Source organism: Tenacibaculum sp. (genome assembly GCF_050290165.1).
In the GTDB taxonomy this organism is placed as follows: Bacteria; Bacteroidota; Bacteroidia; order Flavobacteriales; family Flavobacteriaceae; genus Polaribacter.
Genome location: NZ_JBNKHD010000011.1, coordinates 267,548 through 291,982, shown reverse-complemented (window position 1 = coordinate 291,982; position 24,435 = coordinate 267,548). Strand labels below are relative to the sequence as shown.

At 31.8% G+C, this 24,435-nt stretch carries 29 protein-coding genes; 9 read left to right on the top strand and 20 right to left on the bottom strand.

The features are described 5' to 3' along the window. Positions 1-38: 38 nt before the first annotated feature. The 3 genes from ACQY6M_RS09190 to ACQY6M_RS09180 are packed head-to-tail and all read right to left on the bottom strand — an operon-like array spanning position 39 to position 1,364. A complete protein-coding gene (locus tag ACQY6M_RS09190) occupies positions 39-464 on the bottom strand; it encodes a VOC family protein (protein ID WP_428740855.1) in 426 nt (141 codons plus the stop codon). Between the two features lie 39 nt (positions 465-503). After that, positions 504-944, bottom strand: coding sequence for an SRPBCC domain-containing protein (locus ACQY6M_RS09185; RefSeq protein ID WP_428740854.1), 441 nt, complete (start codon positions 942-944; stop codon positions 504-506). A 3-nt stretch (positions 945-947) separates the two neighbouring features. Next, a complete protein-coding gene (locus ACQY6M_RS09180) occupies positions 948-1,364 on the bottom strand; it encodes a VOC family protein (RefSeq protein WP_428740853.1) in 417 nt (138 codons plus the stop codon). Positions 1,365-1,608: 244 nt separating this feature from the next. On the opposite strand from ACQY6M_RS09180, the gene ACQY6M_RS09175 reads away from it, so the two are divergent. Then, entirely contained in the window at positions 1,609-2,589 is a 981-nt protein-coding gene (locus ACQY6M_RS09175; RefSeq protein WP_428740852.1) for a GlxA family transcriptional regulator, read from the top strand. A 63-nt stretch (positions 2,590-2,652) separates the two neighbouring features. On the opposite strand, the gene ACQY6M_RS09170 is transcribed toward ACQY6M_RS09175, so the two are convergent. From ACQY6M_RS09170 to ACQY6M_RS09135, 8 genes are all read right to left on the bottom strand, one after another. Beyond that, a complete protein-coding gene (locus tag ACQY6M_RS09170) occupies positions 2,653-3,099 on the bottom strand; it encodes a heavy-metal-associated domain-containing protein (RefSeq protein WP_428740851.1) in 447 nt (148 codons plus the stop codon). Between the two features lie 11 nt (positions 3,100-3,110). Further along, positions 3,111-4,811 carry an efflux RND transporter periplasmic adaptor subunit gene (locus tag ACQY6M_RS09165; RefSeq protein WP_428740850.1) on the bottom strand — a complete coding sequence of 567 codons (1,701 nt, stop codon included), beginning with the start codon at positions 4,809-4,811 and terminating at the stop codon, positions 3,111-3,113. A gap of 1 nt (position 4,812) precedes the next feature. Beyond that, entirely contained in the window at positions 4,813-6,036 is a 1,224-nt protein-coding gene (locus ACQY6M_RS09160; protein ID WP_428740849.1) for a TolC family protein, read from the bottom strand. Continuing rightward, entirely contained in the window at positions 6,029-9,772 is a 3,744-nt protein-coding gene (locus ACQY6M_RS09155; protein ID WP_428740848.1) for an efflux RND transporter permease subunit, read from the bottom strand. Before ACQY6M_RS09155 ends, ACQY6M_RS09160 begins: the two co-directional genes overlap by 8 nt. 104 nt (positions 9,773-9,876) lie before the next feature. Next, on the bottom strand, positions 9,877-10,296 hold the full coding sequence (locus ACQY6M_RS09150; protein WP_428740847.1) for an HYC_CC_PP family protein: 420 nt from the start codon (positions 10,294-10,296) through the stop codon (positions 9,877-9,879). 50 nt (positions 10,297-10,346) lie between these two features. After that, positions 10,347-11,411 (bottom strand): magnesium/cobalt transporter CorA, encoded by a 1,065-nt coding sequence (gene corA / locus ACQY6M_RS09145; protein ID WP_428740846.1) that lies wholly within the window; start codon positions 11,409-11,411, stop codon positions 10,347-10,349. Positions 11,412-11,420: 9 nt separating this feature from the next. Next, positions 11,421-11,798: a hypothetical protein gene (locus ACQY6M_RS09140; protein ID WP_428740845.1), complete on the bottom strand. Its 378-nt coding sequence runs from the start codon at positions 11,796-11,798 to the stop codon at positions 11,421-11,423. 2 nt (positions 11,799-11,800) lie between these two features. Further along, entirely contained in the window at positions 11,801-12,634 is an 834-nt protein-coding gene (locus ACQY6M_RS09135; RefSeq protein ID WP_428740844.1) for a universal stress protein, read from the bottom strand. Between the two features lie 98 nt (positions 12,635-12,732). Between ACQY6M_RS09135 and ACQY6M_RS09130 the strand changes: the two genes are divergently transcribed. From ACQY6M_RS09130 to ACQY6M_RS09095, 8 genes are all read left to right on the top strand, one after another. Continuing rightward, positions 12,733-13,260 (top strand): mechanosensitive ion channel domain-containing protein, encoded by a 528-nt coding sequence (locus tag ACQY6M_RS09130; protein ID WP_428740843.1) that lies wholly within the window; start codon positions 12,733-12,735, stop codon positions 13,258-13,260. 404 nt (positions 13,261-13,664) lie between these two features. Continuing rightward, on the top strand, positions 13,665-15,056 hold the full coding sequence (locus tag ACQY6M_RS09125; protein WP_428740842.1) for an arginine decarboxylase: 1,392 nt from the start codon (positions 13,665-13,667) through the stop codon (positions 15,054-15,056). 16 nt (positions 15,057-15,072) lie between these two features. Beyond that, positions 15,073-16,011, top strand: coding sequence for an agmatinase (speB, locus tag ACQY6M_RS09120; RefSeq protein WP_428740841.1), 939 nt, complete (start codon positions 15,073-15,075; stop codon positions 16,009-16,011). After that, the gene (locus ACQY6M_RS09115; RefSeq protein WP_428740840.1) at positions 15,932-16,792 is read left to right on the top strand and encodes an RMD1 family protein; all 861 of its coding nucleotides are present in this window, start codon (positions 15,932-15,934) and stop codon (positions 16,790-16,792) included. The genes speB and ACQY6M_RS09115 overlap by 80 nt, the downstream gene beginning before the upstream one ends. 75 nt (positions 16,793-16,867) lie before the next feature. Continuing rightward, a complete protein-coding gene (locus tag ACQY6M_RS09110) occupies positions 16,868-17,836 on the top strand; it encodes a deoxyhypusine synthase family protein (RefSeq protein ID WP_428740839.1) in 969 nt (322 codons plus the stop codon). 4 nt (positions 17,837-17,840) lie between these two features. Continuing rightward, a complete protein-coding gene (locus ACQY6M_RS09105) occupies positions 17,841-18,122 on the top strand; it encodes a hypothetical protein (protein ID WP_428740838.1) in 282 nt (93 codons plus the stop codon). A gap of 11 nt (positions 18,123-18,133) precedes the next feature. After that, a complete protein-coding gene (locus ACQY6M_RS09100; RefSeq protein WP_428740837.1) occupies positions 18,134-18,547 on the top strand; it encodes a VOC family protein in 414 nt (137 codons plus the stop codon). Positions 18,548-18,564: 17 nt separating this feature from the next. Then, entirely contained in the window at positions 18,565-18,825 is a 261-nt protein-coding gene (locus ACQY6M_RS09095) for a hypothetical protein (RefSeq protein WP_428740836.1), read from the top strand. Between the two features lie 37 nt (positions 18,826-18,862). Here the strand turns inward: ACQY6M_RS09095 and ACQY6M_RS09090 are convergent, their stop codons facing one another. From ACQY6M_RS09090 to ACQY6M_RS09050, 9 genes are all read right to left on the bottom strand, one after another. Further along, the gene (locus ACQY6M_RS09090) at positions 18,863-19,288 is read right to left on the bottom strand and encodes a TerB family tellurite resistance protein (protein ID WP_428740835.1); all 426 of its coding nucleotides are present in this window, start codon (positions 19,286-19,288) and stop codon (positions 18,863-18,865) included. A 2-nt stretch (positions 19,289-19,290) separates the two neighbouring features. Beyond that, a complete protein-coding gene (locus ACQY6M_RS09085) occupies positions 19,291-19,632 on the bottom strand; it encodes a hypothetical protein (RefSeq protein ID WP_428740834.1) in 342 nt (113 codons plus the stop codon). A gap of 493 nt (positions 19,633-20,125) precedes the next feature. Then, positions 20,126-20,410 (bottom strand): hypothetical protein, encoded by a 285-nt coding sequence (locus ACQY6M_RS09080; RefSeq protein ID WP_428740833.1) that lies wholly within the window; start codon positions 20,408-20,410, stop codon positions 20,126-20,128. Positions 20,411-20,412: 2 nt separating this feature from the next. Further along, on the bottom strand, positions 20,413-20,688 hold the full coding sequence (locus ACQY6M_RS09075) for an ATP-dependent Clp protease adaptor ClpS (RefSeq protein WP_428740832.1): 276 nt from the start codon (positions 20,686-20,688) through the stop codon (positions 20,413-20,415). Positions 20,689-20,693: 5 nt separating this feature from the next. Further along, entirely contained in the window at positions 20,694-21,527 is an 834-nt protein-coding gene (gene prmA / locus ACQY6M_RS09070; RefSeq protein ID WP_428740831.1) for a 50S ribosomal protein L11 methyltransferase, read from the bottom strand. Then, the gene (tpiA, locus tag ACQY6M_RS09065) at positions 21,527-22,285 is read right to left on the bottom strand and encodes a triose-phosphate isomerase (RefSeq protein WP_428740830.1); all 759 of its coding nucleotides are present in this window, start codon (positions 22,283-22,285) and stop codon (positions 21,527-21,529) included. The genes prmA and tpiA overlap by 1 nt, the downstream gene beginning before the upstream one ends. A 41-nt stretch (positions 22,286-22,326) precedes the next feature. Then, positions 22,327-22,821, bottom strand: a complete 495-nt coding sequence (locus ACQY6M_RS09060; RefSeq protein WP_428740829.1) for a TlpA family protein disulfide reductase — start codon at positions 22,819-22,821, stop codon at positions 22,327-22,329. A gap of 1 nt (position 22,822) precedes the next feature. Further along, positions 22,823-23,305: a TlpA family protein disulfide reductase gene (locus tag ACQY6M_RS09055; RefSeq protein ID WP_428740828.1), complete on the bottom strand. Its 483-nt coding sequence runs from the start codon at positions 23,303-23,305 to the stop codon at positions 22,823-22,825. Positions 23,306-23,307: 2 nt separating this feature from the next. Next, complete coding sequence (locus tag ACQY6M_RS09050; RefSeq protein WP_428740827.1) at positions 23,308-24,384, bottom strand: ABC transporter permease; 1,077 nt, start codon at positions 24,382-24,384, stop codon at positions 23,308-23,310. Positions 24,385-24,435: the final 51 nt, after the last annotated feature.

The window sequence follows — 24,435 nt, the reverse complement described above, 5'->3', positions numbered from 1 at the left end:
TTTATCAGACCTATTACTAGACTTAATTTAATATAGTACTATACATTCTGTTCACTATAATTCACCATCCAATGAATTCCGAACTTATCTGTAAAACTTCCGTAATAGTCTCCCCAAAATTGCATTTCTAAAGGCATTTCTATATCTCCTTCTTTAGACAAACCGTTAAACAAACGATCTGCTTCTTCTTTACTTTCTGGATGTATAGAAATATAAGAGTTATTACCTTCTTTTAAAGTTTGTCCTGCACAAAGTACAATATCAGACGCCATCAAAGTAGTATCTTTTGACAATGGTAATGAGATGTGCATTACACGATTTTTATCTTCTTCTGGTAACTTATCTGCATCGGGAGCATCACTCATTTTCATAAGAGCTGTAAACTCTCCACCAAATACAGATTTGTAAAAATTGAATGCTTCTTCAGCATTTCCGTCAAAATTTAAATAAGGATTTACTTTCATGTTTTTTATTTTAATAGGTTACTTACTATACTAATTTTACTATTGCTTTTCAGCCAATTCTTTTATTTTTCCTAAAGCCTTAGGCCATGTATCTAAAAAGAAATTTTTATATGCATCAAGAACATCCATTTTTACATTCAAATGTGTATCACCATCCACAAATTTAAGTTCATAGCTTTCGGTTGCTCCTGACCACTCTTTTGCTTCTTTAGATGCAAAATCTTCTTTACCATTTTCTATAATACCTAAATGTTCTATCGACATATATACATTAGGAATTCTTTGTTTTATTTTACTCACCATTCCTCTACCGTCTGGTGTTAAAAAAAGAGCTTTACTTCCTTCTTCCCAATCTGTTTTAGCATAAGAACCTTCAGAAAAAATAGCGGTCCATTTACGATATGTATCGTCATTCCAAAGCACTCTCCATACTTTCTCTGGAGCAGCACTAATAATTGTTTTAAATTCTTGCTGTTTCATTTTTTATTTTTTTTGTGGCATTTTTTCCATATCCATATATAACATACTCCATCGGTGTCCATCCAAATCTTCAAATCCAAAAACATACATCCAACCTTGAGATTCACCAGGTTCTGCAAAAATTGTTCCTCCAGCATTGCGAACAGTTATTGCCATTTCATCCACTTCTTGCTTACTTTGTGCATCTATATTTATTAATACTTCCGTACCCTTTTGAGTATTACTAATATTATTTTGCGTAAATGCTTTAAAATCGCTTTCTGGAAAAAGCATCATTACAAAATTGTTTTCTCCTATTAAGAAACTACCAACATGTTCAGCATCTTTACACATTGGGTTTTCCTTAAAACCAATTGTTCTAAAAAACTCTTTTGATTTTTCAATGTCCTTCACAGGAAGATTTAGCCAGATAGTTTTCATATAATTTTATTTTTAGATTACCCATTCTTATCAACTACTCGAGAGATACTTAGACAACAAATCATCATATATACTTTTCTTTTTCATACTACATACTGTTGCTAACTTTCCAATTACGTTTAGCTTGTATTCCAAAGATACAAGTACTATTTTACACTTTAAAGGTATGTTTCCGTCAACATAACGGGTTGATTGCGACAAAATGTTAACGTATATTTGGAGTTAATTATCATATTTTCAATATATGAAACATATTTCCGTACTTGTTCCAGAGGGAGATTCTAGCTTAAGTAACTTAGAAGCTACCTATAAAATGTTTACCATGGCTAACGATTCACTTAAAAGAGCAGGAAAGCCTCCCTTGTTTTCTATTCATCTTGTTGGTATGCACAAAAAAGCAAAATTGAGTAACGGCTTGTTTAGCATAACACCCAACACTACTATTTCCGACATTCAACAAACTGATTTAATTATTATCCCCGCCATTCATGGTGATTATAAAAAGGTTATTAGAGATAACATTCCTTTCATTCGCTGGATAAAAAAACAATATGATAACGGTGCTGAAATAGCCAGTTTATGTATAGGTGCATTTTTACTAGCCAGCACAGGACTACTTAACGGAAAAGATTGCGCAACACATTGGTTAGCTGCTAGTGAATTTAGAGAAATGTTTCCTGAAGTTAACCTTATTGATGATAAAATTATTACCGATGAAAACGGTTTATATACTAGCGGAGGTGCCTACTCCTCTTTAAACCTAAACCTTTATTTAATAGAGAAATTTGCCGGACGTGAAATGGCTGTACTTTCATCTAAAATTTTTGAAATAGATATTAACCGCGATAGCCAATCTCCTTTCATTATTTTTAAAGGACAAAAATCTCACGATGATGAGGAAATATTAAAAATACAGGAACATATTGAGCAAAACTTTCAACATAAAATAACTGTTGATGACTTATCTGAAAAAATAGCTGTAAGTCGCAGAACATTTGAAAGACGTTTTAAAAAAGCTACATCAAATACTGTTGTAGAGTACCTGCAGCGAGTTAAAATAGAAGCTGCAAAAAAAGAACTGGAAAGAGGAAGAAAAACAGTTAATGAAGTAATGTACGAAGTGGGATATTCAGACCCTAAAGGATTTAGAGAGGTATTTAAAAAAATTACTCATATGACACCTTCGGAATACCTAAACAAGTACAGTAAAATAATGCTGACATAATTTTAAATAACTCAAAGAAAAAAAGTGTAACGAAATATAAAATCGTTACACTTTTTTTTAGAATTAGTGATTAGACGTTTCGTCTGCTTTTACATCACCTTTTAAACTCATTTCCATACTGTGATCGTACTGACAGCAACCTGGTAAATTACTGTAAGCTTCTTCAGTAGTTGCTACTTTATCAGTATCATACCCAGAAGCCGCAATTGCATTATGAATCGCATCTAAATTAGTCTTAGAATCATCAAACGATACATTGATTTGCTTTCTTACTTTATCCCAATCTGCAGATGCTACTCCATCAACACCAGTTACCGCTTTTTCAATTGTGTTTTTACACATTCCGCAGTTACCACGAACTCCAAAAGTCGCAGTAGTCATCGCTACTTCTTTAGTTGAAGTTTGTTCTGTTTGTACTTCTTTTGTTTCTGTTTCTTTTTTAGCTTCGTTTTTGCAACTTACTAAACTGATTGCAGCTAACATAGCTACTCCTAAAATTACTTTTTTCATTGATTTGATATTTAATTATTATTTATTGTTTCTTTTACTTCACCGCATTTCAACATTTTATCTCCAAAATACGGGTTTAACACTTGTTTTTCTTTGCTTAACCAATACGCCCCTTTATCGCTATCTGCCATCGGGCAATATTGTTTATAAGCCACTTCTTTAATCCCGAAAGAATGCACAGCTTTAATAAAATAGTCTGACACCATTTTAAAATGCTTACGTTGCATATCAACATCAGAAGCTTGTGCTATTTTTTCACTATTGGCTTTTAATACCGGAATCAATAGCATCCATTTTTCATGTGCTGATTCACTAGCAAGCAACTTCATATCAATTGACTCTAAATCTCTTGTTAAATTCTCTGCGTTTGATTTGGCTGCTGAAACATCTGTTTTTACCAACGCATCCTTTAAAGTGATGTAACTATTATAAGCCTTTTGTAATTGCTCTTTAAACTTTTCTGGAACCTCAAAAGATTCTACTATTTCTTTTGCATGATTCATCATTGATTTCTTTCCTTGAAGTTGTGCCGATGCGTCTATCGTAAACACTCCATTGGTTACGATTTCTTCACCTGACTCTAATCCTTTTTCCACCTGATAACTCTCTCCAACTCTTCCTCCTAACAACACTTCTCGCATTTCAAAAATTGGTTGTTCACTCTTCACTTTTACATACACCACAGAACGCTTTCCTGTCCATAAAACCGCTGTAACAGGAATACTTAACTGTTGCTCTGCTTGCTTTTCTTTAGTCGTTATTTTTCCTGTAACAAACATCGCTGGCTTAAACCTCCCTTGAGTATTATTCAACACAGCACGCATTGTTACCGTTCTTGTCTTAGAGTTCAACACAGGATCAATAAACGATATTTTTGCATCAAAAACTTCGTTTGGGTACGCATTGGTAGTAATCGCTATTTGTTGCCCGACATTAAAATTATTGATTTGACTTTCATACACATCAAAATTTGCCCATACAGAACTCAGGTTTGCGATTTTCAATAAGGCTTGTCCTTGACTTATATAATCACCTTGTTGCACTAATTTTTCAGAAACTGTCCCAGAAACTGTAGCATACACAGGAAAGTTTTCTTTAACTTCCCCTGTTTTTTCTATCTGATTGATTTGGTTTTCAGACAACTTCCATAATTTCAACTTATTTCGAACTGCTTTGTACAATGCTGGCTGACTTTCTTTTAGGGAAGCAGCAGTTAACAGCTCTTGTTGTGCTTTTACCAATTCTGGAGAATATACCGTTGCCAACAACTGACCTTTGTTTATTTTTTCTCCTGTAAAGTTCACATTTAAACGCTCAATTCTTCCTGCAAAATAGCTTACCTGTACCGCATTCGATTTTTCATTTTCTGCAATTTTTCCTGATACGGTAATTGTATTATCTGTATTGGCAACATCACCAATCACAGTAGTTTGCACATTCGCTAACGCTAAAGCATTTTTTGTCAATTTAAATTGATTTGCAGACAAACCTTCTGCTCCAACTTCTGCAGGAATTAACTCCATTCCACAAATAGGACAATCTCCCGGTTCTGGTTGCATAATTTGTGGATGCATAGAACATGTCCACATTTTCTTCGTTTCTCCAACTTCATCGGTATGTTTTTCTTCGCTATGAGTAGAACCTCCAAAGAGTAGCCACCCTAAAAATAATCCAGCGATTAAAATTCCTATATAGATTATATATTTTTTCATTTTATTGTATTAAGTAATTAATGATAGCACTTTGTGTATAATAATTTACCACCGACGTTATCATATTCGTTTGAAATTTTAACTGTAATTCTTGAATATCTAACACGTCGTTAAAGTCTATTGTTCCTGTTTCGTAACTTTTTACTAAAATTTGCTCTGCATTTTTTGCTTGACTCAAATTTTTAAGCTGTGTTTGATAACTTATTACAGCTGTATTTCTGTCTGAAACAGCTCTATACAACACAGCTTCTAACGTATTGTATCGTTGCTCTTTTTGTGACAGAATTTCCTCTTGTTGTAACCTATTTTGCTTGCTTATAGATTTGTTTTTCTTATTGAAAATAGGAATTGACAACGACACCATTGGCATGATAATATCCTTTCCATTATCTACCACATTCATATCCGTACGTTTTTCAACATTCACATAATCCAACCCAAAACCAATCATCGGTTGTTTTTCTTTTTGATTTAACAACTCTGATTTTTCAACAGATGCATATAACTTATCAAACTTCACCAACTCCGGATGCAGCTTTAAAGTATTTGGTTGCATCTTATCTACTTCTGTCGGAATTTGTAAACTATCAATTACCGAAACTGGTGTGTTCACCTCCTGATTCAACAGCTTATTAAAGGCTTTTTGCATTCCTAAAAAAGTTTCTTGCAATACTTCTTTCTGTTGATTTAATTCATTTTGTCTAATCTGTAATCTCAATACATCTACTACTGATGCCTTACCAACCTCTACTGAAGTTAATGCTAGCTTTTCGTATGTTTTCAGCAAATCAATATTTTCATCTAATACTTTTTGTTTGGCATTGATTTCATACAGCTTATAATATGATTGCGCAACGGAAGTCGCTAACTTACGTTTCACAATTACCATATCTTGGTAAGTAGCATCTGCCAACGACGATACATAATTTTCTCTTGCCGTTATGGTTCCGAAAAAAGGAATCATTTGTTTTACAGACAACTTAAATCGCTGTGGACCTGTTCGTGTTTCTGGAGTACTCACAAAATACCCTGCTCCAAATTCAGTATTTGGCAATGTATTTACTTCTTCCTTCTTTTCTGAAATACGCTTGTATTTTGTATCGAACTGCTGTACTTCTGGATTATTTTCTAAGGCTATCTTTATATATCCTTGTAAATCTTGCCCCTGCATATTCCAAACAAAGACCATAGATGCAAAAAATAAGATTATCTTGTTATTACTCATCTCTCTTTATTTTTTGTTTCAATAAAAATTCTTCACGCCAACTATACAGTACAGGCACTATAAAATAGGACGTCACATCTATAATCATTCCTCCAAAAGCTGGAATAGCCATCGGAATCATGATATCACTACCTCTTCCTGTTGAAGTCAATACAGGCAACAATGCTAAAATGGTAGTTGCTGTTGTCATTAAACAAGCTCGAATACGCTTGTTACCCGCATGCAATGCTGATGTTCTAATATTGTGAACCGTATCTGGTTTTTCTCTATCAAACGACTGCTTTAAATAAGTTGCCATTACCACACCATCATCTGTCGCAATTCCAAATAAGGCTATAAATCCTACCCAAACAGCAACACTCAAATTAATTGGATGCATTTGGAACAGTTCCCGTAAATTCTCTCCAAAGACACTAAAATTTAAGAACCAATCTTGTCCATACAACCACATCATGATAAACCCACCTGCAAAAGCTACCGTAATCCCCGTAAATACCATTAACGAAGTAGCTACCGAACGAAACTGGAAATACAATATTAAAAAGATAATCATCAAAGCTAACGGTACCACTACCGATAAAGTTTTCTCTGCTCTTAATTGATTTTCATACGTTCCTGTAAACTGATATGAAATCCCTTTAGGAACTTCCAATTCACCTGAATCAATCTTTTGTTGAATTACTTTTTGAGCAGTTTCTACCACATTTACCTCAGCAAAACCATCCAACTTATCGAACAACACATACCCTATTAAAAATGTATCCTCACTTTTAATTACCTGTGGACCCTGCTCGTAACGAATTGTTGCCAACTCACTTAATGGGATTGGAGTTCCTTTTGCTGTTGGTATGTATATGTTTTCCAAATCCGTTGGATTGGAACGCAATTCTCTAGGATAACGAACTCGGATTCCATAACGTTCTCTCCCTTCTACTGTTTGCGATAACTGCATACCTCCTACCGCTACTTTTAATACATCTTGCACCGTTTGAATTGCAATTCCGTAGCGAGCTAGTTTCTCTCGGTTAATATCAATTAACAAATAAGGTTTCCCTACAATTCTATCAGCGAAAACAGCTTCTTTTTTAACCCCTTTAACCTGTTTTAAAATTCCTTCAAGCTGTACTCCAAAAGTTTCAATCTGTTTTAAATCTTGCCCCTTAACTTTAATTCCCATCGGTGCACGCATCCCTGTTTGTAACATAACCAATCGGGTTTCAATAGGCTGTAACTTAGGCGCCGATGTTACTCCTGGCAACTTGGTTGCTTTTACAATTTCATTCCAAATATCATTAGGAGATTTGATATGCGGACGCCAATTACGGTAAAACTCTCCATCTTCATCAGGGATAAGTTCCCTATTCGCATCAATAGTTTGCCATACGCTACCTTCTTTCACTTTCAATAACGTTCCATCTTTCAGGATGAAATCACCATTTTCATCAACCTTAAATCGCTGACGTTCACCATCAGAATTTAAAGCATATTCTGGTTTATAATTAATGATATTTTCATACATCGATAAAGGTGCTGGATCTAATGCCGAATCTGTTCTTCCTGCTTTTCCAACCACTGTTACTATTTCCGGGATATTAGCAACTGCCATATCTAATTGCTGTAACACTCGCTTATTTTCCTCTGTACCTGAATGTGGCATTGAAGTTGGCATCAGTAAAAACGACCCTTCATTTAGTGAAGGCATAAACTCTTTCCCTGTATTTTTAAATATGAGAAATCCACAAATTAAAACTGTCATAGGAATCCCTAAAAACAATAACTTATTGTTCAGTGCCCATTGTAATATTCGACTGTAATATTTTTGAAGGAGGCTAAAAAATCCTAGCAAGCCAAAACAGATTATCGCTACAAACAACAAGTTTGTAAAAACAGATTTATCAACCCCCAAAGGCCTCCAATACTCAGCCAATAAACCAACAATTGCCAGAGTTGATATGATAATATTAATGGTATTTATTGAAAGAGAAAAATCATTCTTGGAAAATGAAAAACGAATTATTGTTTCTCCAGAATAGCTACTCCAGAACTGCAAACCTCCAAAAGTTACTAGTACCAATCCTAGCCAATATCCATAAAAAAGAGCTGCAATTCCTAGTACTACTAAAATTCCATTTAAAATGTATTTATACCCTTTGTTAAGGTTGCTCTTTTTGAATAGAACAGCAGCAAATGGCGGAATAAGGAATAGCGCTACAATAATTGCTGCTATTAACGCAAAAGTTTTGGTAAACGCTAGTGGACGGAATAATTTTCCTTCAGCTCCAATCATAGTAAATACTGGAATAAAACTAATAATAGTTGTCATTACAGCAGTAACTATAGCCCCTGAAACTTCTGCTGTTGCATTATAAACTAGTTTATTTATTGGTAGTTTATCTTTTTCTCTCTCCAAATGACTTATGATGTTTTCGGAGAGTATCACTCCAACATCTACCATAGTTCCAATAGCAATAGCAATTCCTGATAGAGCAACAATATTTGCATCTACACCAAAGGCTTTCATTGCTATAAAAACCATCAATACTGCCACAGGTAATAGTCCTGAGATTAATACAGAAGCTCGTAAATTAAACACCATTACCACAATTACCAGAATCGTAATCAATATCTCTAAAGTAAGTGCTTCGTTCAATGTACCTAAAGTCTCGTGAATCAATTCTGTTCGATCATAAAAAGGAACTATTGTCAACTGAGAAGTTCTGCCATCCTGTAATTTTTTACTAGGTAAACCTGCACTCAGCTCTTTAATCTTTGCTTTTACATTCGTAATTACTTCTAAAGGGTTTGCTCCATAACGCGATACAACTACCCCACCTACTACTTCTGCTCCTTCCTTATCTAAAATCCCTCTACGAGGCATCGCTCCTAGCGATACATTTGCTACATCTTTTACTCTAATTGCAGTATAATCTTCCGCAGTTACTACCGCGTTTTCGATATCTGCAATAGATTTGACATACCCTAAACCACGTACTAAATATTCTGCTTGATTTATCTCTATTGTTTGCGCTCCAATATCTTGATTACTTTTTTTAACAGCTGCTACAATCTGTTGTAAACTAATATTGTATTGACGCATCAACTCTGGTTTTACATCTATTTGATATTCTTGCACATATCCACCAATAGAACTTACTTCCGATACCCCGTTTGCTGATGACAAAGCATATTTAACATAGTAGTCTTGTACACTACGTAATTCATGCAAATCCCAACCTCCAGTTACATTTCCATTTTCATCGCGTCCTTCTAGTGTGTACCAAAAAATTTGCCCCAACCCTGTTGCATCTGGTCCTAAAGACGGACTTACTCCTTCTGGCAATAAGTTGCTTGGTAATGAATTTAATTTTTCAAGAATTCGAGAACGGCTCCAATAAAAATCGACACCTTCATCAAAAATGACATAAATACTTGAGAGTCCAAACATAGAAGAACTACGAATGGTTTTTACTCCTGAAATCCCTAGTAAAGAAGTTGTTAATGGATACGTTATTTGATCTTCTATATCTTGTGGAGATTGCCCATCCCACTTGGTAAAAACAATTTGTTGATTTTCACCAATATCAGGTATAGCATCTACCGCTACAGGATTACTAGGCAAAAAACCTGTATCCCAATTAAAAGGCGCATTCATAGTTCCCCATCCTATAAATAAAACGAGTAATATGACAGCTACCAGCTTATTTTCTATTAAAAATTTAATGCTTTTATTCAGCATAAGAAATGATTTTTAAACAATTAAACATTGATGTTAAAAAACACCGAATACGACAAATCATCCTTATGAGTTTTTCAAAAGGACAACTAGTTATTGTTTATAAATCATATTAAATATACCTCATCAAGTACATGAATATCCTTGACGACGAGTGGCGAAGTGTAGTTTTTAAAAGGAATTACTTTATCGTGTAATTCTTCAAAAAGATTTATATAGCTATAATAAAATGAAGCTACAAATACTTGCTGATCGAATGACAATTGATCAAAAGAAGTATTTTTTAAATCATCTTGCCCATCAATTACTGATGCTTCATCATGGCAACAGTTCTTTTTCATCACAGAACAATCATTTGATTTTGCTCCTTGTGACATTTCCATTCCGCAAGATTTCGCTTTTCCAAAATAACTTGTTTCCACTAGTACATCCCCACAAAAGTGACTACTTATGGTAAACGACATTGTAGAAAACACTACTATTAATGCCATTGCTATAGACGCTATTTTTTGAAATGCTTTTTTCATTCCTACCTACAAAAATACAAATTTTTCAATATCAAAAACTTAAACAAAACTTAAAACCACTTTTTGTACCTAAAAAAACCTAACATTATCACTACTATCAACATAATAACTCCCAACATAGCATAGTATCCGTAACGATAAGTTAGCTCTGGAATATACTCAAAATTTGTACCATAAATACCTGCTATAAATGTAATTGGTATAAAAATCACCGAGAATATCGTCAGAATTTTCATAATGTCATTTAAGCGGTTATTGACATTTGTTGAATACACCGTAAGTTGTTCACTCAACATATTCTTGTAATTCTCAACCAAGTCGTAACTTCTTTGAATTAAGTCTTGCAAATCATTAAAAAAGGGTTGTTCATTTTCAGTAATTAAATCGGTTTTAAATTCTTTAAAGTTACTTATTGCCTCTCTTGCTGGTCTTATCGCTTTTCTAAAATAATTAAGCTCAACCTTATTTTTATTGATCTCTTCTAAAATATTCTTATTGGGCTCTAGTAAAATTTTATCCTCTAAATCTTCTACTTTCTCCCCAAAAGTTTCCATTAAAAAATTGTAGTTGTCTACAATCAAATCCAACAAACAATATTTTAAATAGGTGACATTGTAATTACGAACTCTTCCTTTTTTGTTACGCAGCCTTTCTCTCACCGGCTCAAAAATATCTCCTTGCTTTTCTTGAAATGTGATAAGTATATTTTGTATTAAGTACATAGAAATTTGCTCTGCTTCTAGTCGATGTTTTTTTTCGTCTAAAAACATCATTTTAATACTCGTAAAAATGTAATTTTCACCAATATCTACCTTGGGTCTTTGACCTGTATTTGCAATATCTTCAAGAACAAGTGTATGAATAGCAAAAAGCTTTCCTATTTCTCCAAGTAACTCTACATCATGCAATCCATCAATATTAATCCATATTTTTTCATACTTATTTAAATAGTCTGAAAGCTCATTTACAGTTTGTAACTCTACCTCAATAATTGTATCTGTATCATAACCAATTAATCGTATTCTTGTATTTTCTTCCTTTTGATTCCCAACAAAAACTGGTTTTCCAGGAATTATGTGTTTTGTGTGTTTTTGTTTTGTAATAAATCGAGTCATGCTCTTACTTTAAGCGAGTTTGAATAGTTTATATAATTTAGCAAGAATTATGAGTTCAGACTTATTTTTTCCTGCATATGTACCTGTAATTTCATGTGAGGCAACTAGTAAATTATGAATTACTTCTTTTGAAAATTCTTTTTGATGCGTTAAATAATAACTTTTAAAATTCTCGTATGCTTCTTCTGAGCTCGCTTTTTCACTTATTAAATGCCTTAATCTTTCATAAATTAACTCGCTATCAGATTTATCTTCTGAAGTAGACCAATTTTTTTGTACTCTTTTAACAATACTTTTCTTTTCCTCTACAGTCATTTTTTTGTCTGCCATTGAAACCGCATAGAACAAGTTTGCTATATTCTCATAAAATTCTTCGGTAAAATTCATAATTATGCTATTTCTGGTAATATCAATATAGGTATCTTACTATGAAATGCCGATTTTTTAATCACATTCTCTTCCAATAAACGATTAAAGAAATTGTATTTATGATTTATTAAAACCAGCAATTCACTTTCGGTTTCATCTATATGTTTTTCAATAGTCAATGTCTCGGAACCTTCCCAATCAATTTTCCTGTAAGTAACATTTAAGTCTTGTAGTATTTCTCTTAACTTAACTTTGTTTCTTTGTTGATTCTCTGTCAAAAAGTTTTCTTCTGATAAATTTACTACTTCAAGTAAACATTTTTTTACAACACTTAAGTTAATCAAAAACTGCAATTCTTTTGTTGAGTATTGTCTTTTGTAATTTGTAGAAAACACAATTTGATGTAACGATTTATATTTATAATCCATAGGAACCACAATCAAAGGACAGCTATCTATAGCATTTATCATTTTCATAGTATTGGTACCTATAAATGTTTCTGCTAAACTTTTGGCTCCTTTTGTTCCCGTTACTACAACATCTATATTCTTTTCATCAATAATCTTATTTATAGCTTTAGTTAACGAATTTGATTCTACTAAATACTGGTAGTTAAAAGTACTTTCTTCTCTTTTCAAAACATCCAATAAATATTTTAGCTCATCTTCAATTTCATTATCCATTTCGTCGAACCATTTCTCATTTTCCTCATCACTCAATAATTCGGAAGGCTGACTTACATAAACATCTAACAAATAAATATTCGCTTCAATTCCTTTGAATAATTGTTTAGTGTAATTCAAAGCATTAATAGCAGCTTCAGTAAAATTATATGGAATTAAAATGTTTTTCATAACGATAATAAGATTATGATTACCTATCAAATATAATTTTTTATTTCGAGATTATATTTACGAAACCAGAAGTATATTTGTATTAAAAAACCTCAATCATGAAGAATCATTTTTTAGAATTGTCTATTTACAACCCTATCTTGCAATTCTTGCTTTTATTAACAACTTTATTTTTTTTGATTCACATTACTAAAAAACTTACAAGATCTTATATTGTAAAAAATGCTATTGAACCTCATAGAAGAAAGTTAATTTTAAATCTAAGCTACTTTTTATATTACACCTTAACTCTCTTTATATCATTAATTATTTTTGGTATCAATTTTAAAGAAGTAATTGTTTTTGCTTCTTCTATACTTGCAGTACTTGGTGTTGGTTTCTTTGCTCAGTGGTCTATTTTGTCAAATCTAACCGCTAGTATTATTTTGTTCTTTTACCACCCTATGCGTATAGGTGACACCATAAAAATTATTGATAAAGATTTCGATTTACAAGGTGTTGTAAAGAATATTACTGGTTTTTATGTTCTTTTGTACATGCCTGAAGAAAAAAGGGAAATTACCATACCTAATACAACTATTTTATACAAAGGAATTGAGTTAATCAAGAAACAAAACAACAGCTAAAAAACTACAAGACAACACTTTAAAAAAAATAAAAAAAAATTTATCGTATTAAAAAATAGTTTACATTTACGACATCTTATTATATAAGTCGAATGTTACGTTTTACTTATTTCGGTAATAACTTTTACGGGAAGATTAAGAGTTATTTAGTGTTTTGGAAACACAACGAAAAAATTAAGGTTTCTTCCACACCTCAATACTCTCTACCACTGAATTTTTACAAACAGTGCGGTGATTGTTTAGCTTTACGAATCTAACTATTCATTTTATTTCGGTTTAACAATCTTGTTATAAACAACAATGAAATTTGTTATCTAATTTATTTAAAAAAGTTTTGGCTTGCTCCTTAACTACTTTTTGAATAACTTTTCTGTACTCAAAACACAGATACAACTAAAATAATAATGAATACTAAATATAAAGATTTAATAGAACAAACATTTGATTTTCCTCAGGAGGAATTTCATACAGAAGAGAATAATTTATTTTTTCACGACATTGATTTGATGCAGTTAGTAAAGCAGTATGGCGCGCCGCTAAAGTTTACTTATCTGCCAAAAATTTCTGAAAATATAAATAAAGCTAAGAACTGGTTTCATACAGCTATTGAAAAACACAATTACCAAGGAAACTACAATTACTGTTACTGTACTAAGAGTTCTCATTTTAAATATGTGTTAGACGAAGCTTTAAAAAATGATATCCATATTGAAACATCTTCTGCTTTTGATATTGATATTGTAAAGTCATTAAAAAAAGAAGGAAAGCTTAAAGATGACACTTATGTATTGTGTAACGGTTTCAAGCGTGATCAATACATTGCCAATATTGTTAGTTTAATCGATGGTGGACATACGAACTGTATTCCTATAATTGATAATTATGAAGAACTTGATTTACTTTTAGATGAAACTAGAAGCAAATTTAAGGTAGGAATCCGTATAGCTTCTGAAGAAGAGCCTAAATTCGAATTTTATACCAGCAGATTAGGAATTGGTTACAAAAATATCGTATCTTTTTACGAGCGTGAAATTGCTAATAATCCACAAGTTGAATTAAAGATGTTACACTTCTTTATCAATACAGGGATTAGAGACAACGCTTACTATTGGAACGAATTATTAAAATGTTTAAGTGTATACATCAAGCTTAAAAAAGTTTGCCCTACACTAGACAGTTTAAATATTGGTGGAGGTTTTCCTATTAAAAACTCATTAGCATTTGATTTTGACTATGAGTATATGGTAGAAGAAATCATCAACCAAATTAATGTGGCATGTAAAGAAGCTGATGTGGATGTTCCTAACATTTTTACAGAGTTTGGAAGTTTTACCGTCGGAGAAGCTGGAGGTGCTATTTATGAAGTTTTGTACCAAAAAAGACAAAACGATCGTGAAAAATGGAATATGATTAACTCATCTTTCATAACAACATTACCAGATTCTTGGGCTATTAATAAGCGTTTTATTATGCTTCCTGTTAACAAATGGAACCATAGATACGAACGAGTATTGTTAGGTGGTTTAACTTGTGATAGTGATGATTATTACAACTCAGAACAACATGTAAATGCGATATATTTACCTGTGTATGAAAAAGAATCTCCACTATATGTCGGATTTTTCAACACAGGAGCCTATCAAGAAACCATCGGTGGTTTTGGCGGATTACAACACTGTTTAATTCCAACACCAAAGCACGTGTTAATTGATAGAAACGAAAATGGTGATTTCACCACTAAATTATTTAAAGAACAACAAAAAAGCGAAGAACTATTATCTATTTTAGGATACTAGTTTAATATTAATAAAAATGGAAAAAAGAAATTACGCAGGTATTCCTGATCAATACGCAAAGTTAGAAACTGCAAAAGTAGTATTAATCCCTGTTCCATATGATGGAACTAGCACTTGGCAAAAAGGAGCAGACAAAGGTCCAGAAGCATTTTTAAACGCTTCTGAGAATATGGAATTGTATGACATTGAAACTGATAGCGAAGTTTACAAAGAAGGTGTTTATTTAGCAGATCCTGTTACAGAAGCTTCTTCTCCTGAGGCTATGGTTGAAGCAGTACATGCAACTACCAAAAAATACATCAATAAAAACAAGTTTGTAACTCTTTTTGGTGGTGAACATTCAATTTCTATCGGAACTATCCGAGCTTTCAATGAGTGTTTTAACAACTTAACAGTGTTACACATTGATGCGCATGCCGATTTACGTAAAGAATACGAAGGAACTAAATGTAACCACGCTTGTGCTGTTTACGAAGCTAGCCAAACTACCAACTTAGTTCAAGTAGGAATTCGTAGTATGGACGTTACAGAAAAGTCTTCTATGAATATGGAAAAAGTATTCTTTGCGCATGATATGGCTGTAAATGAATATTGGATGGACGATGTAATCGATCAATTAACAGGAAATGTTTTTATTACGTTTGATTTAGATGCTATTGACCCATCTTTATTACCAAGCACAGGAACACCGGAACCAGGTGGGTTGTTTTACTACGAAACTTTAGAGTTTTTAAAGAAAGTGTTTACAGAAAGAAACGTAGTAGGTTTTGATATTGTAGAGTTATGCCCTAACGAAAATGAAAAATCATCAGACTTTTTAGCGGCTAAACTATATTATAAAATGTTGAGTTATAAATTCACTTCTAATATGGAAGATGAAGAAGATTATAGCGATGATGATAGCTCACCATTTAATAAATTATCAAAGTTTAAAAGCAACGACGACGATTATTAAAATGCGTTTACAAGCTATTGCATATCATTTAGAAAAACGGATTGCACTTAGTACTGTTCGCAAACAGTTTAAAACATACAATTTAGTAAAAAGAGAACATTCTTTTTTGTTGTATAAAATTGAAAACAATACATATATTTATGTAAAAGATTATGGAAGTGTTGTTTTTATTAATTGCGAAAATGTAATAATAAATGAAGTTGTTAGTTTTTTAATCGGTAAAGAAAATTCAACCACTAGTCATTTACCCTCAGAAGAGTATATCGTAACCTTTTCTAATACGGTTGAAGTTGATTTTGGAAGTATTCAGATTAAAGAATTAAACGATGATGTAGCACATACCATTATGCTCAACCTATCGCAATCGGTAGCATTAATGAATTATGTAAACAAAACATCTGATTTACACGATAAAACATTAGTATATTCAAGGCAATTGGAAAGAACTGGGAGCTTTAAGCTCTCTAAAGTTCAAATGAGAAAATTCATTGGTAAAACCATGAATTTAAAAAACAACATTGCAGAAAACCTATTTGTTTTTGACTCGCCAGATGTGGCTTGGAACAACAAAGATTTATCTGATTTAGATTATAAATTAAAAGATGAATTAGATATTATAAAACGTCATCAAGGAATTGAAAATAGTTTAAACGTAATTAAAGAAAATTTAGATTTATTCAGTGATATATTACAACACAAATACAGCAGTATGCTAGAATGGATTATTATTATTTTAATCCTCTTTGAAGTTGTACAAGTTATTATTGAAAAATTGATTTAAAAACATCCGAGTTTATGAAATCATCCCTTCTTTTAATAATAGAAGCAATTTCATAAACTCACAAAAAACAAAAAAATGAACACACCTATAACCAATTTTATAGAAAAATACTTCTTACACTTTAACGCAGCTGCATTGGTAGATGCCGCAAAAGGGTACGAAGCACAATTAGAGCAAGGTTCAAAAATGTTAGTCTCTTTGGCAGGTGCTATGAGTACTGCTGAATTAGGTAAAATTTTCGCTGAAATGATTCGCCAAGATAAGGTTGATATCATTTCTTGTACAGGAGCAAACCTTGAAGAAGACATCATGAATTTAGTAGCGCACTCTCATTATAAAAGAGTTCCTAACTACCGTGATTTAACTCCGCAAGACGAGTGGGATTTATTATTGAAAGGATTAAACCGTGTTACCGATACTTGTATTCCAGAAGAAGAAGCTTTTAGACGCTTACAAAAGCATATTTTCAAAATTTGGAAAGACGCTGAAGAAGCTGGTGAACGCTATTTTCCACATGAATTCATGTACAAACTATTATTATCGGGGGTTTTAGAAGAGTATTACGAAATCGATTTAAAAGATTCTTGGATGTATGCTGCTGCAGAAAAGAACTTACCAATTGTAGTTCCTGGTTGGGAAGACAGTACCATGGGTAACATTTTTGCTTCATATATCGTAAAAGGAGAATTAAAAGCTTCTACCATGAAATCAGGGATTGAATACATGACTTTTTTAGCTGATTGGTATACTGACAACTCAGAAAAAGGAATTGGATTCTTCCAAATTGGTGGAGGAATTGCTGGAGACTTCCCTATTTGTGTGGTTCCTATGTTATATCAAGATTTAGAGAGAGAAGACACTCCTTTCTGGAGCTATTTCTGTCAAATATCGGATTCAACTACAAGTTATGGTTCTTATTCAGGTGCTGTACCTAACGAGAAAATTACTTGGGGAAAATTAGATATTGATACACCTAAGTTCATTATAGAAAGTGATGCAACTATTGTTGCCCCTTTAATATTTGCTTATTTATTAAAAATGTAATTTTATGAAACGAGTTATTGTAGACTATGCAAAGTTAACTACCGATATTTTGGATTTATTGGTAGAAAAATATCCTGATGGATATGATCACTCAGACATTATCTCCTTCAAAAACAGTAAAGGTGAAACCGTAAAAGCTGTAGAGGTTAGTACTGATGATACATTATTTTTGGTTAAAATAAGTTCTCAATTACAACAAACAATGGAGGATTATGAACCTGAAGAAGATGAAGACAATGACGAGTTTGATGAAATAGAAGTAACTGACGATTTTGATAACGATTAAATGGACAGCTTATGAAATCAGCTTTTCACATATCTCTTCCATGTTTAAACATTGAAGAGACTATACAATTTTATACAGAAGAATTAGGTTTTGAATGCGGTAGAAAAAACACCAAATGGGTTGATATCAATTTATTTGACAATCAACTAACTTTTGTTTTAGCAGATCAATTCAATTTTGAATACCCAAGTTATTCTTTTGAAAAAGATATTTTACCTTCTTTTCATTTTGGTGTTGTTATAGATACTAAAACATGGGAAGAAATGTATCAAAAGGTAAATCGTGATTCTTCAGAAGGTATTCTTAAAAAGACCTTTTTAAAGGATAAAAACGGAGAGCATGTTTCTTTTTTCATAAAAGATCCTAATGGGTATACTTTAGAATTTAAATGTTTTTTAAAAGAAGATCAAGTGTTTGCCTCATAAATAAAATATAGGTAGCCATGACTCATTACAACTCACAACCAACAGTTACATTAGTCGGCGTTTATCAAGGATATACAAACGGCTATTATGTTTTTGAATTAGAAAATGGTGATATTATAGATTTTGAAAGAGTAAATAAGCAAAATTTAGGTCATTTAGACTTAAAATCATCTACACTCAAAAACAAAAAATTTGAAATTACCTACAAGGAAATTTTTGATGATCTTGATGAAGAAGACATCGTTATTTTTAAATTAGAAAATCTACACATACTTTAAAAAAAATCCCATTCTGAAAAGAATGGGATTTTCATTTTTATAAAATTTGGAGCATCGCTTTATATTGATCAAGATCTATTTTACCACTAAATATTTTAGTCGTTTTGATAATGATTTCCTCAGCTGTATCTTGAGAAAAACCTAACTGAATAGCATATTTTAAAATGAGTTTTCTTTCTGAATCGTCAATTTGATGATCTGCATAAATAATTTTAAATAAATCTAGTAATCGTTCTAATCTATCATCAGATCTTGGCTGTGGCACAACTGGATATTTTTTTGAATTTTTTATAATTTCAGCGTATTCAGCTTCTGTAATATCCAATTTTCTTGCAAAACGGTTTACCAATATTTCTTCATCTTTGTTTAAATCGCCATCAACCATAGCAATATTTACGATGGCGCTAAAGTGCGCTACATTATTTCTATGCTTACTTGACTCATATAAATCTACAATGCTCATAGTTATTCTATTTTTTTTATTGAATGTAATTTAGGAGCTTCGATTATTTCGTCATCATTTTCTGAAGTTTCATAATCGTATACAATTTCAAACTCCTGGTCTATAAATTTTTTATCGTTTAAATTATAAATTTCTAATAACTCTTCCGCAATAACCTCAAAAGTAATTGTCTCTTCATCACCTTCGTCATTTATGAATAAAAAGTTATATCCATAGTCATCATGCCCTTGAAAGGTTGCTCTTACTTTTATTGGATCAACTGTATTTGAATTATCAACAGTTACCCCAAAAACGCTAGTGGTTACAAATAGTATAAAAATTGTTTTAATTAGTATCGCTTTCATCTTCTTTAAAGTTTTTGATTATTAAATCTTTCTCTCTTGGATATTAGCCACAACAAGTCCAAGTCTTTTAGCAAAAACTTCCTAATAGTTATGCTCGTGACTATAAAGAAAATGGTTTTACATAGGCATCAATTTTTTTAACTACTATCGTTTAATCCCTATAAAGATACACTATTTTTTAATCAATTTCCACAGCTCTTTTTTATTTAACTAAAAAGATAATGTTAATTAAAAAGACCTTGAATTTAACACTCAAGGCCCTTTCGTCTAACCAAACTTAGTATAAAAACTAACTACTACTATTTTTAAATCTTATTTTCAAAAAACTTCTCCTTTCTGCTTTTACCACTTACTAAGAGAAGTTTCTTCATTTAAGGATTGTATTATATAAAAATCTGTTATTATCTCTTATTTACACTATTATGACACTATTATCTTAAAATAGTCACATAAAAACATAAAAAAACTCAAAAAAAGTTTTTTTTTTGAGTTTTTAATACAAATATCTTCTTAACACTACTCTGTGCTCTGGTATTGATTTATCATAATCTTCCACCAAAAGCTCAAGTATTTCTGGCGGATTTTTTCCTATTTCTTTTTTCGAATTATATTTCGAAACATACAAACTATACACTGGATTTGTGTCTTGATTTTTTTTCTCAAAAATTAGAAAATGTTCCTCATTTAACTCAGAGTAACATATTTCATTTTTTTGAAATGCTCCTGAATTATCAACAAAAAAGTCTGAAAATTCGTAGTATCTAAAAACGTTTTCCATTCTTAAACTATCTCTGCTGATAAACCTAATTCTAACAGTTTAGAACATCTTGGTTCTAAATCTTTATACTCTCCTGTTTTAACAGCGCATTGTCCCTTATAATGCACTAAAATGGTACATTGTTCAGCTTGCTCTAAAGTATGATCACATACTGCTACCAAACTATCAATTACAAAATCAAAAGTATTTACATCATCGTTATACAAAACAATTTCATGCTCTCTAGTACCTTTTAGTAGGACCTCAAGCTCTTCTTGAATTTTTTCTATCGTACTCATTTGTTTTATTTTTGATATTGCAAAGCTACCCAATTATTTCTTTCTATGGTATTTTTTAGTGTTAAACCATACTTAGAAACCTCATTATCAATCACTGGAATATCTTCTGTATAAAATCCACTTAATAATAAAACTCCTTTTTCATTTAAACAATTGGTATATGTTTTCATATCATTCAGCAAAATATTTCGATTGATATTAGCTATGATCAAGTCATATTTTTTCCCTTCTAAAAGAGACGCATCCCCTTCATAAACCGATATATGCTTACAGTTATTTCTCTCTACATTTTCTAACGAATTTTCGTAACACCAAGCATCAATATCAATAGCGTCAATAGGTTGTGCTCCTTTCATTTCAGCAAAAATTGCTAAAATTCCTGTACCACATCCCATATCCAATACTTTTTTATCAGCTACATCTAAGCTAATCAAATGCTGTACCATCATGTGTGTTGTTTCATGATGACCTGTACCAAAACTCATTTTAGGTTCAATGACAATGTCGTATGGTAAGTTAGGATTTTCATGAAATGGGGCTCTGATACTAACTATATCATCAACTTGAATTGGATTAAAATTCTTTTCCCATTCTTCATTCCAATTCGTTTGCTCTACTTCATTATGTTCATATTGAATTGAAAACTCTTTTGAATTTAAAACAAATACATCGTTTAAAATATCCTCGCTCCAATCTTCTTTTTGAATATAAGCTATTACTCCATTCTCATTTTCAACAAAGCTTTCAAATCCTAACGCTCCTAACTCAGCAATCAAAATTTCAGTTGCTGGTTCTTTAGGGCTTACTTCAAATGTATATTCTATATAAATATTGTCCATTAAATTGATTTAATAATTGCTACAAAATCCTCAGTTTTCAATGCTGCTCCTCCAATCAAACCACCATCTACGTCTGGTTTTGAAAAAATTTCTTTCGCATTGGCTGGCTTTACACTTCCGCCATATAAAATTGAAATCACATCCGCTATTTCATTTCCATATTCTTTAACAAAAAGCTCTCTTACAAAAGCATGCATTTCTTGTGCTTGTTCTGGGCTAGCAGTTTCACCTGTTCCAATTGCCCAAACTGGTTCGTATGCTAAAATGATATTCTTGAAATTATTTTTTTGTAAGTGAAATAACGCCTTTTTTATTTGACTTTCTACTACAGTAAAATGATTTCCCGACTTTCTATCTTCTAATAATTCTCCAAAACAAAAAATAACCTCTAAACCTTGTCCTAAAGCAGTATCAACTTTTTGCGCTAATAATTCATCTGTTTCTCCAAAGTATTCTCTACGCTCTGAATGACCTAGAATTACAATATTAACGCCAATATTTGTTAACATATCAGCTGACACTTCTCCCGTAAAAGCACCACTTTTTGATTGATGCATGTTTTGTGCAGCTACTTCTATAGTTGACTTTTTTGTTTTTTTAGCTGCATAGTGCAGATTCACAAAACTTGGAGCAATAATTACTCTTGTTCCCTCATTTAAATCTCCTTTAACTTCTTTCTTTATCCCTTTGATTAAGACTTTAGCTTCATCTAGGTTTTTATTCATCTTCCAGTTACCTGCAACTATCTTTTGTCTCACTTTTGTACTTTTTTCTGGTTATTGATTTTATGTTTGCAAAATTACATTATTTCTAAGCTTTGACGAATTAATTTATCAGTAGCTTTTGTTGCGTCAAAAACAACAATTTTTCCTTTTTCATCAATCACTAAAAACCTAGGAATCCAATTTAACCCTAGAAACTCACCAAATTTTCCTTCCCATCCTGATTGCATAAAATAATGATCTCCTTTAATTTTTAATCGGTCAACACCATTTTTCCAATCTGTTTGATTTCTATCTAAAGAAAGATACATATAGGCTATTTCAGGATTTTCTTCTTGCAGTTGCTTTATTACTGGCAAACTTTTTAAACAGTCAGTACACCAAGACGCCCAAACATCTATCAATACTTTTTTGCCTTTATGTTTTTCGATAACTTCTTTAAACGGAACTTCTTTCCCTTCTAAAGAAATAAAAACATCATTTAATGCTTCCTCTGTAAATTTAGTTGATTGTTTTGTAGTACAACTTAACATTGTTATTCCTACAAAAAATAGGATTATAATTTTTCTCATTTTATTGAACGTGATTTTCTAATTTCTCTGATACTTTAGATGATTTGAATACTTTAATTTTCCCTGCTTCATCGACTATCAAAAACCTAGGAATCGTTTTTAACTTTAAAAACTCGCCCAAGGCTCCTTTTCCTTTCTTTGGAATGTAATAATGCTGTCCTTTAACAGGAATATTTTCCAAACCTCTTTTCCAGTCAAAATAAGAATGATCAACTGACAAAAAGATGTATTCAATTTTTGGATTTTTTTCCTGAAAAACCAATACATCATCAAAACTATCTTGGCTTACTGGGCAGTACGTCGCAAAAACTTGTATAAATTTTTTCTTACCCTTATTGTTATTTAAAATTTCTTGAAATGAAATTGGATTTCGATCTAAAGTAAGTAGCTCTTCCTGTAATGCTTCTGTTGCAAAATTTTTTGGTTGAAAAACAGCACAACTTGTAAGTGTTAATAACACTAGTGATAGTAAAAAAAATCTCATAATTAATGTAATCTTATTCGTGGGTCTAACCAACTATATAAAATATCTACTAAAATATTGATGATGATAAATAACGTTGCTACAACTAATACAGCTCCCATAATGACTGGCAAATCTAGGGTATTTAATGAATTTACTATTTCTTTCCCTAATCCGTTCCAGTTAAAAATATACTCTACAAAAACCGCACCTGCCAACATCGATGCAAACCAACCAGAAATTGCTGTAATTACAGGATTTAAAGAGTTTTTTAAAGCATGCTTTCGAATTACTTGATACATGGTTAATCCTTTTGCTTTTGCTGTACGAATATAATCTTGATTTAAGGTTTCTAGCAATGAATTACGCATCAACTGAATTACTACTGCTAACGGACGAATACCTAATACTATTGCTGGCAACAGTAAGTTTTTCCATTGAATATAGGTTCCTTCTCCAAAATCATCTACCTCATATAAACTTCCTGTCATTTCTAAATTGGTGTATTTGTGCAACACAAAACCAAACAACCAAGCAAATAATATTGCCGAGAAAAAAGAAGGCACACTCATTCCTAAAGTACTTACAACAGCTATTATTCTATCAAAAAAAGTATCTTTAAATAATGCCGAAAATACACCTAATACAATCCCTAAAAACAACGCAATAGTTATAGCTACAATAGCTAAAATAGCGGTATTGGGTAAGGTTTCCTTAATTACTTCAGAAACATTTTTTCCATTTTTTTGAAAAGATTGACGCAAGTATGGTGTTTTTATAACAACAACAGAATTCCCAACAGAAAACAATGGTTGAGCACTATATTTTCCTTCAGACAAAAAAGTATAATCATCTACATTTTTACTATGAAACGACAATGGAGAAACATCATTCAAATAATATAAATACTGTGTAAATACTGGTTTATCAAATCCATATTTCTTTCGGATATTTTGTAGCTGTTCAGTATCTTCTCTTTGATCTAACATCATACGAGCAGGATCACCTGGTAAGATATTAAACAGTAAAAAAATTACAGTAACTACACCAAACAATGTTAAGAATCCGTAAAAAATTTTGTTGCTGATATATTGAAACATATGTAACAAAGATAATAGAAACTGCTAAATTTATGTACTTTTGCTTAACTT

Excerpts from the sequence above, each read along its gene's own strand:
- ACQY6M_RS09130 (WP_428740843.1), top strand. The coding sequence starts at position 12,733 with ATGAAGAATCATTTTTTAGAATTGTCTATTTACAACCCTATCTTGCAA.
- prmA (WP_428740831.1), bottom strand. The coding sequence starts at position 21,527 with ATGGACAATATTTATATAGAATATACATTTGAAGTAAGCCCTAAAGAA.
- ACQY6M_RS09185 (WP_428740854.1), bottom strand. The coding sequence starts at position 944 with ATGAAACAGCAAGAATTTAAAACAATTATTAGTGCTGCTCCAGAGAAA.
- ACQY6M_RS09150 (WP_428740847.1), bottom strand. The coding sequence starts at position 10,296 with ATGAAAAAAGCATTTCAAAAAATAGCGTCTATAGCAATGGCATTAATA.
- ACQY6M_RS09125 (WP_428740842.1), top strand. The coding sequence starts at position 13,665 with ATGAATACTAAATATAAAGATTTAATAGAACAAACATTTGATTTTCCT.
- ACQY6M_RS09160 (WP_428740849.1), bottom strand. The coding sequence starts at position 6,036 with ATGAGTAATAACAAGATAATCTTATTTTTTGCATCTATGGTCTTTGTT.
- ACQY6M_RS09175 (WP_428740852.1), top strand. The coding sequence starts at position 1,609 with ATGAAACATATTTCCGTACTTGTTCCAGAGGGAGATTCTAGCTTAAGT.
- ACQY6M_RS09080 (WP_428740833.1), bottom strand. The coding sequence starts at position 20,410 with ATGGAAAACGTTTTTAGATACTACGAATTTTCAGACTTTTTTGTTGAT.
- ACQY6M_RS09135 (WP_428740844.1), bottom strand. The coding sequence starts at position 12,634 with ATGAAAAACATTTTAATTCCATATAATTTTACTGAAGCTGCTATTAAT.
- ACQY6M_RS09075 (WP_428740832.1), bottom strand. The coding sequence starts at position 20,688 with ATGAGTACGATAGAAAAAATTCAAGAAGAGCTTGAGGTCCTACTAAAA.
- ACQY6M_RS09060 (WP_428740829.1), bottom strand. The coding sequence starts at position 22,821 with ATGAGAAAAATTATAATCCTATTTTTTGTAGGAATAACAATGTTAAGT.
- ACQY6M_RS09110 (WP_428740839.1), top strand. The coding sequence starts at position 16,868 with ATGAACACACCTATAACCAATTTTATAGAAAAATACTTCTTACACTTT.
- ACQY6M_RS09100 (WP_428740837.1), top strand. The coding sequence starts at position 18,134 with ATGAAATCAGCTTTTCACATATCTCTTCCATGTTTAAACATTGAAGAG.
- ACQY6M_RS09170 (WP_428740851.1), bottom strand. The coding sequence starts at position 3,099 with ATGAAAAAAGTAATTTTAGGAGTAGCTATGTTAGCTGCAATCAGTTTA.
- ACQY6M_RS09085 (WP_428740834.1), bottom strand. The coding sequence starts at position 19,632 with ATGAAAGCGATACTAATTAAAACAATTTTTATACTATTTGTAACCACT.
- ACQY6M_RS09090 (WP_428740835.1), bottom strand. The coding sequence starts at position 19,288 with ATGAGCATTGTAGATTTATATGAGTCAAGTAAGCATAGAAATAATGTA.
- ACQY6M_RS09055 (WP_428740828.1), bottom strand. The coding sequence starts at position 23,305 with ATGAGATTTTTTTTACTATCACTAGTGTTATTAACACTTACAAGTTGT.
- ACQY6M_RS09140 (WP_428740845.1), bottom strand. The coding sequence starts at position 11,798 with ATGAATTTTACCGAAGAATTTTATGAGAATATAGCAAACTTGTTCTAT.
- ACQY6M_RS09050 (WP_428740827.1), bottom strand. The coding sequence starts at position 24,384 with ATGTTTCAATATATCAGCAACAAAATTTTTTACGGATTCTTAACATTG.
- speB (WP_428740841.1), top strand. The coding sequence starts at position 15,073 with ATGGAAAAAAGAAATTACGCAGGTATTCCTGATCAATACGCAAAGTTA.
- ACQY6M_RS09180 (WP_428740853.1), bottom strand. The coding sequence starts at position 1,364 with ATGAAAACTATCTGGCTAAATCTTCCTGTGAAGGACATTGAAAAATCA.
- ACQY6M_RS09165 (WP_428740850.1), bottom strand. The coding sequence starts at position 4,811 with ATGAAAAAATATATAATCTATATAGGAATTTTAATCGCTGGATTATTT.
- ACQY6M_RS09190 (WP_428740855.1), bottom strand. The coding sequence starts at position 464 with ATGAAAGTAAATCCTTATTTAAATTTTGACGGAAATGCTGAAGAAGCA.
- ACQY6M_RS09095 (WP_428740836.1), top strand. The coding sequence starts at position 18,565 with ATGACTCATTACAACTCACAACCAACAGTTACATTAGTCGGCGTTTAT.
- ACQY6M_RS09115 (WP_428740840.1), top strand. The coding sequence starts at position 15,932 with ATGAAGAAGATTATAGCGATGATGATAGCTCACCATTTAATAAATTAT.
- ACQY6M_RS09105 (WP_428740838.1), top strand. The coding sequence starts at position 17,841 with ATGAAACGAGTTATTGTAGACTATGCAAAGTTAACTACCGATATTTTG.
- ACQY6M_RS09155 (WP_428740848.1), bottom strand. The coding sequence starts at position 9,772 with ATGCTGAATAAAAGCATTAAATTTTTAATAGAAAATAAGCTGGTAGCT.
- corA (WP_428740846.1), bottom strand. The coding sequence starts at position 11,411 with ATGACTCGATTTATTACAAAACAAAAACACACAAAACACATAATTCCT.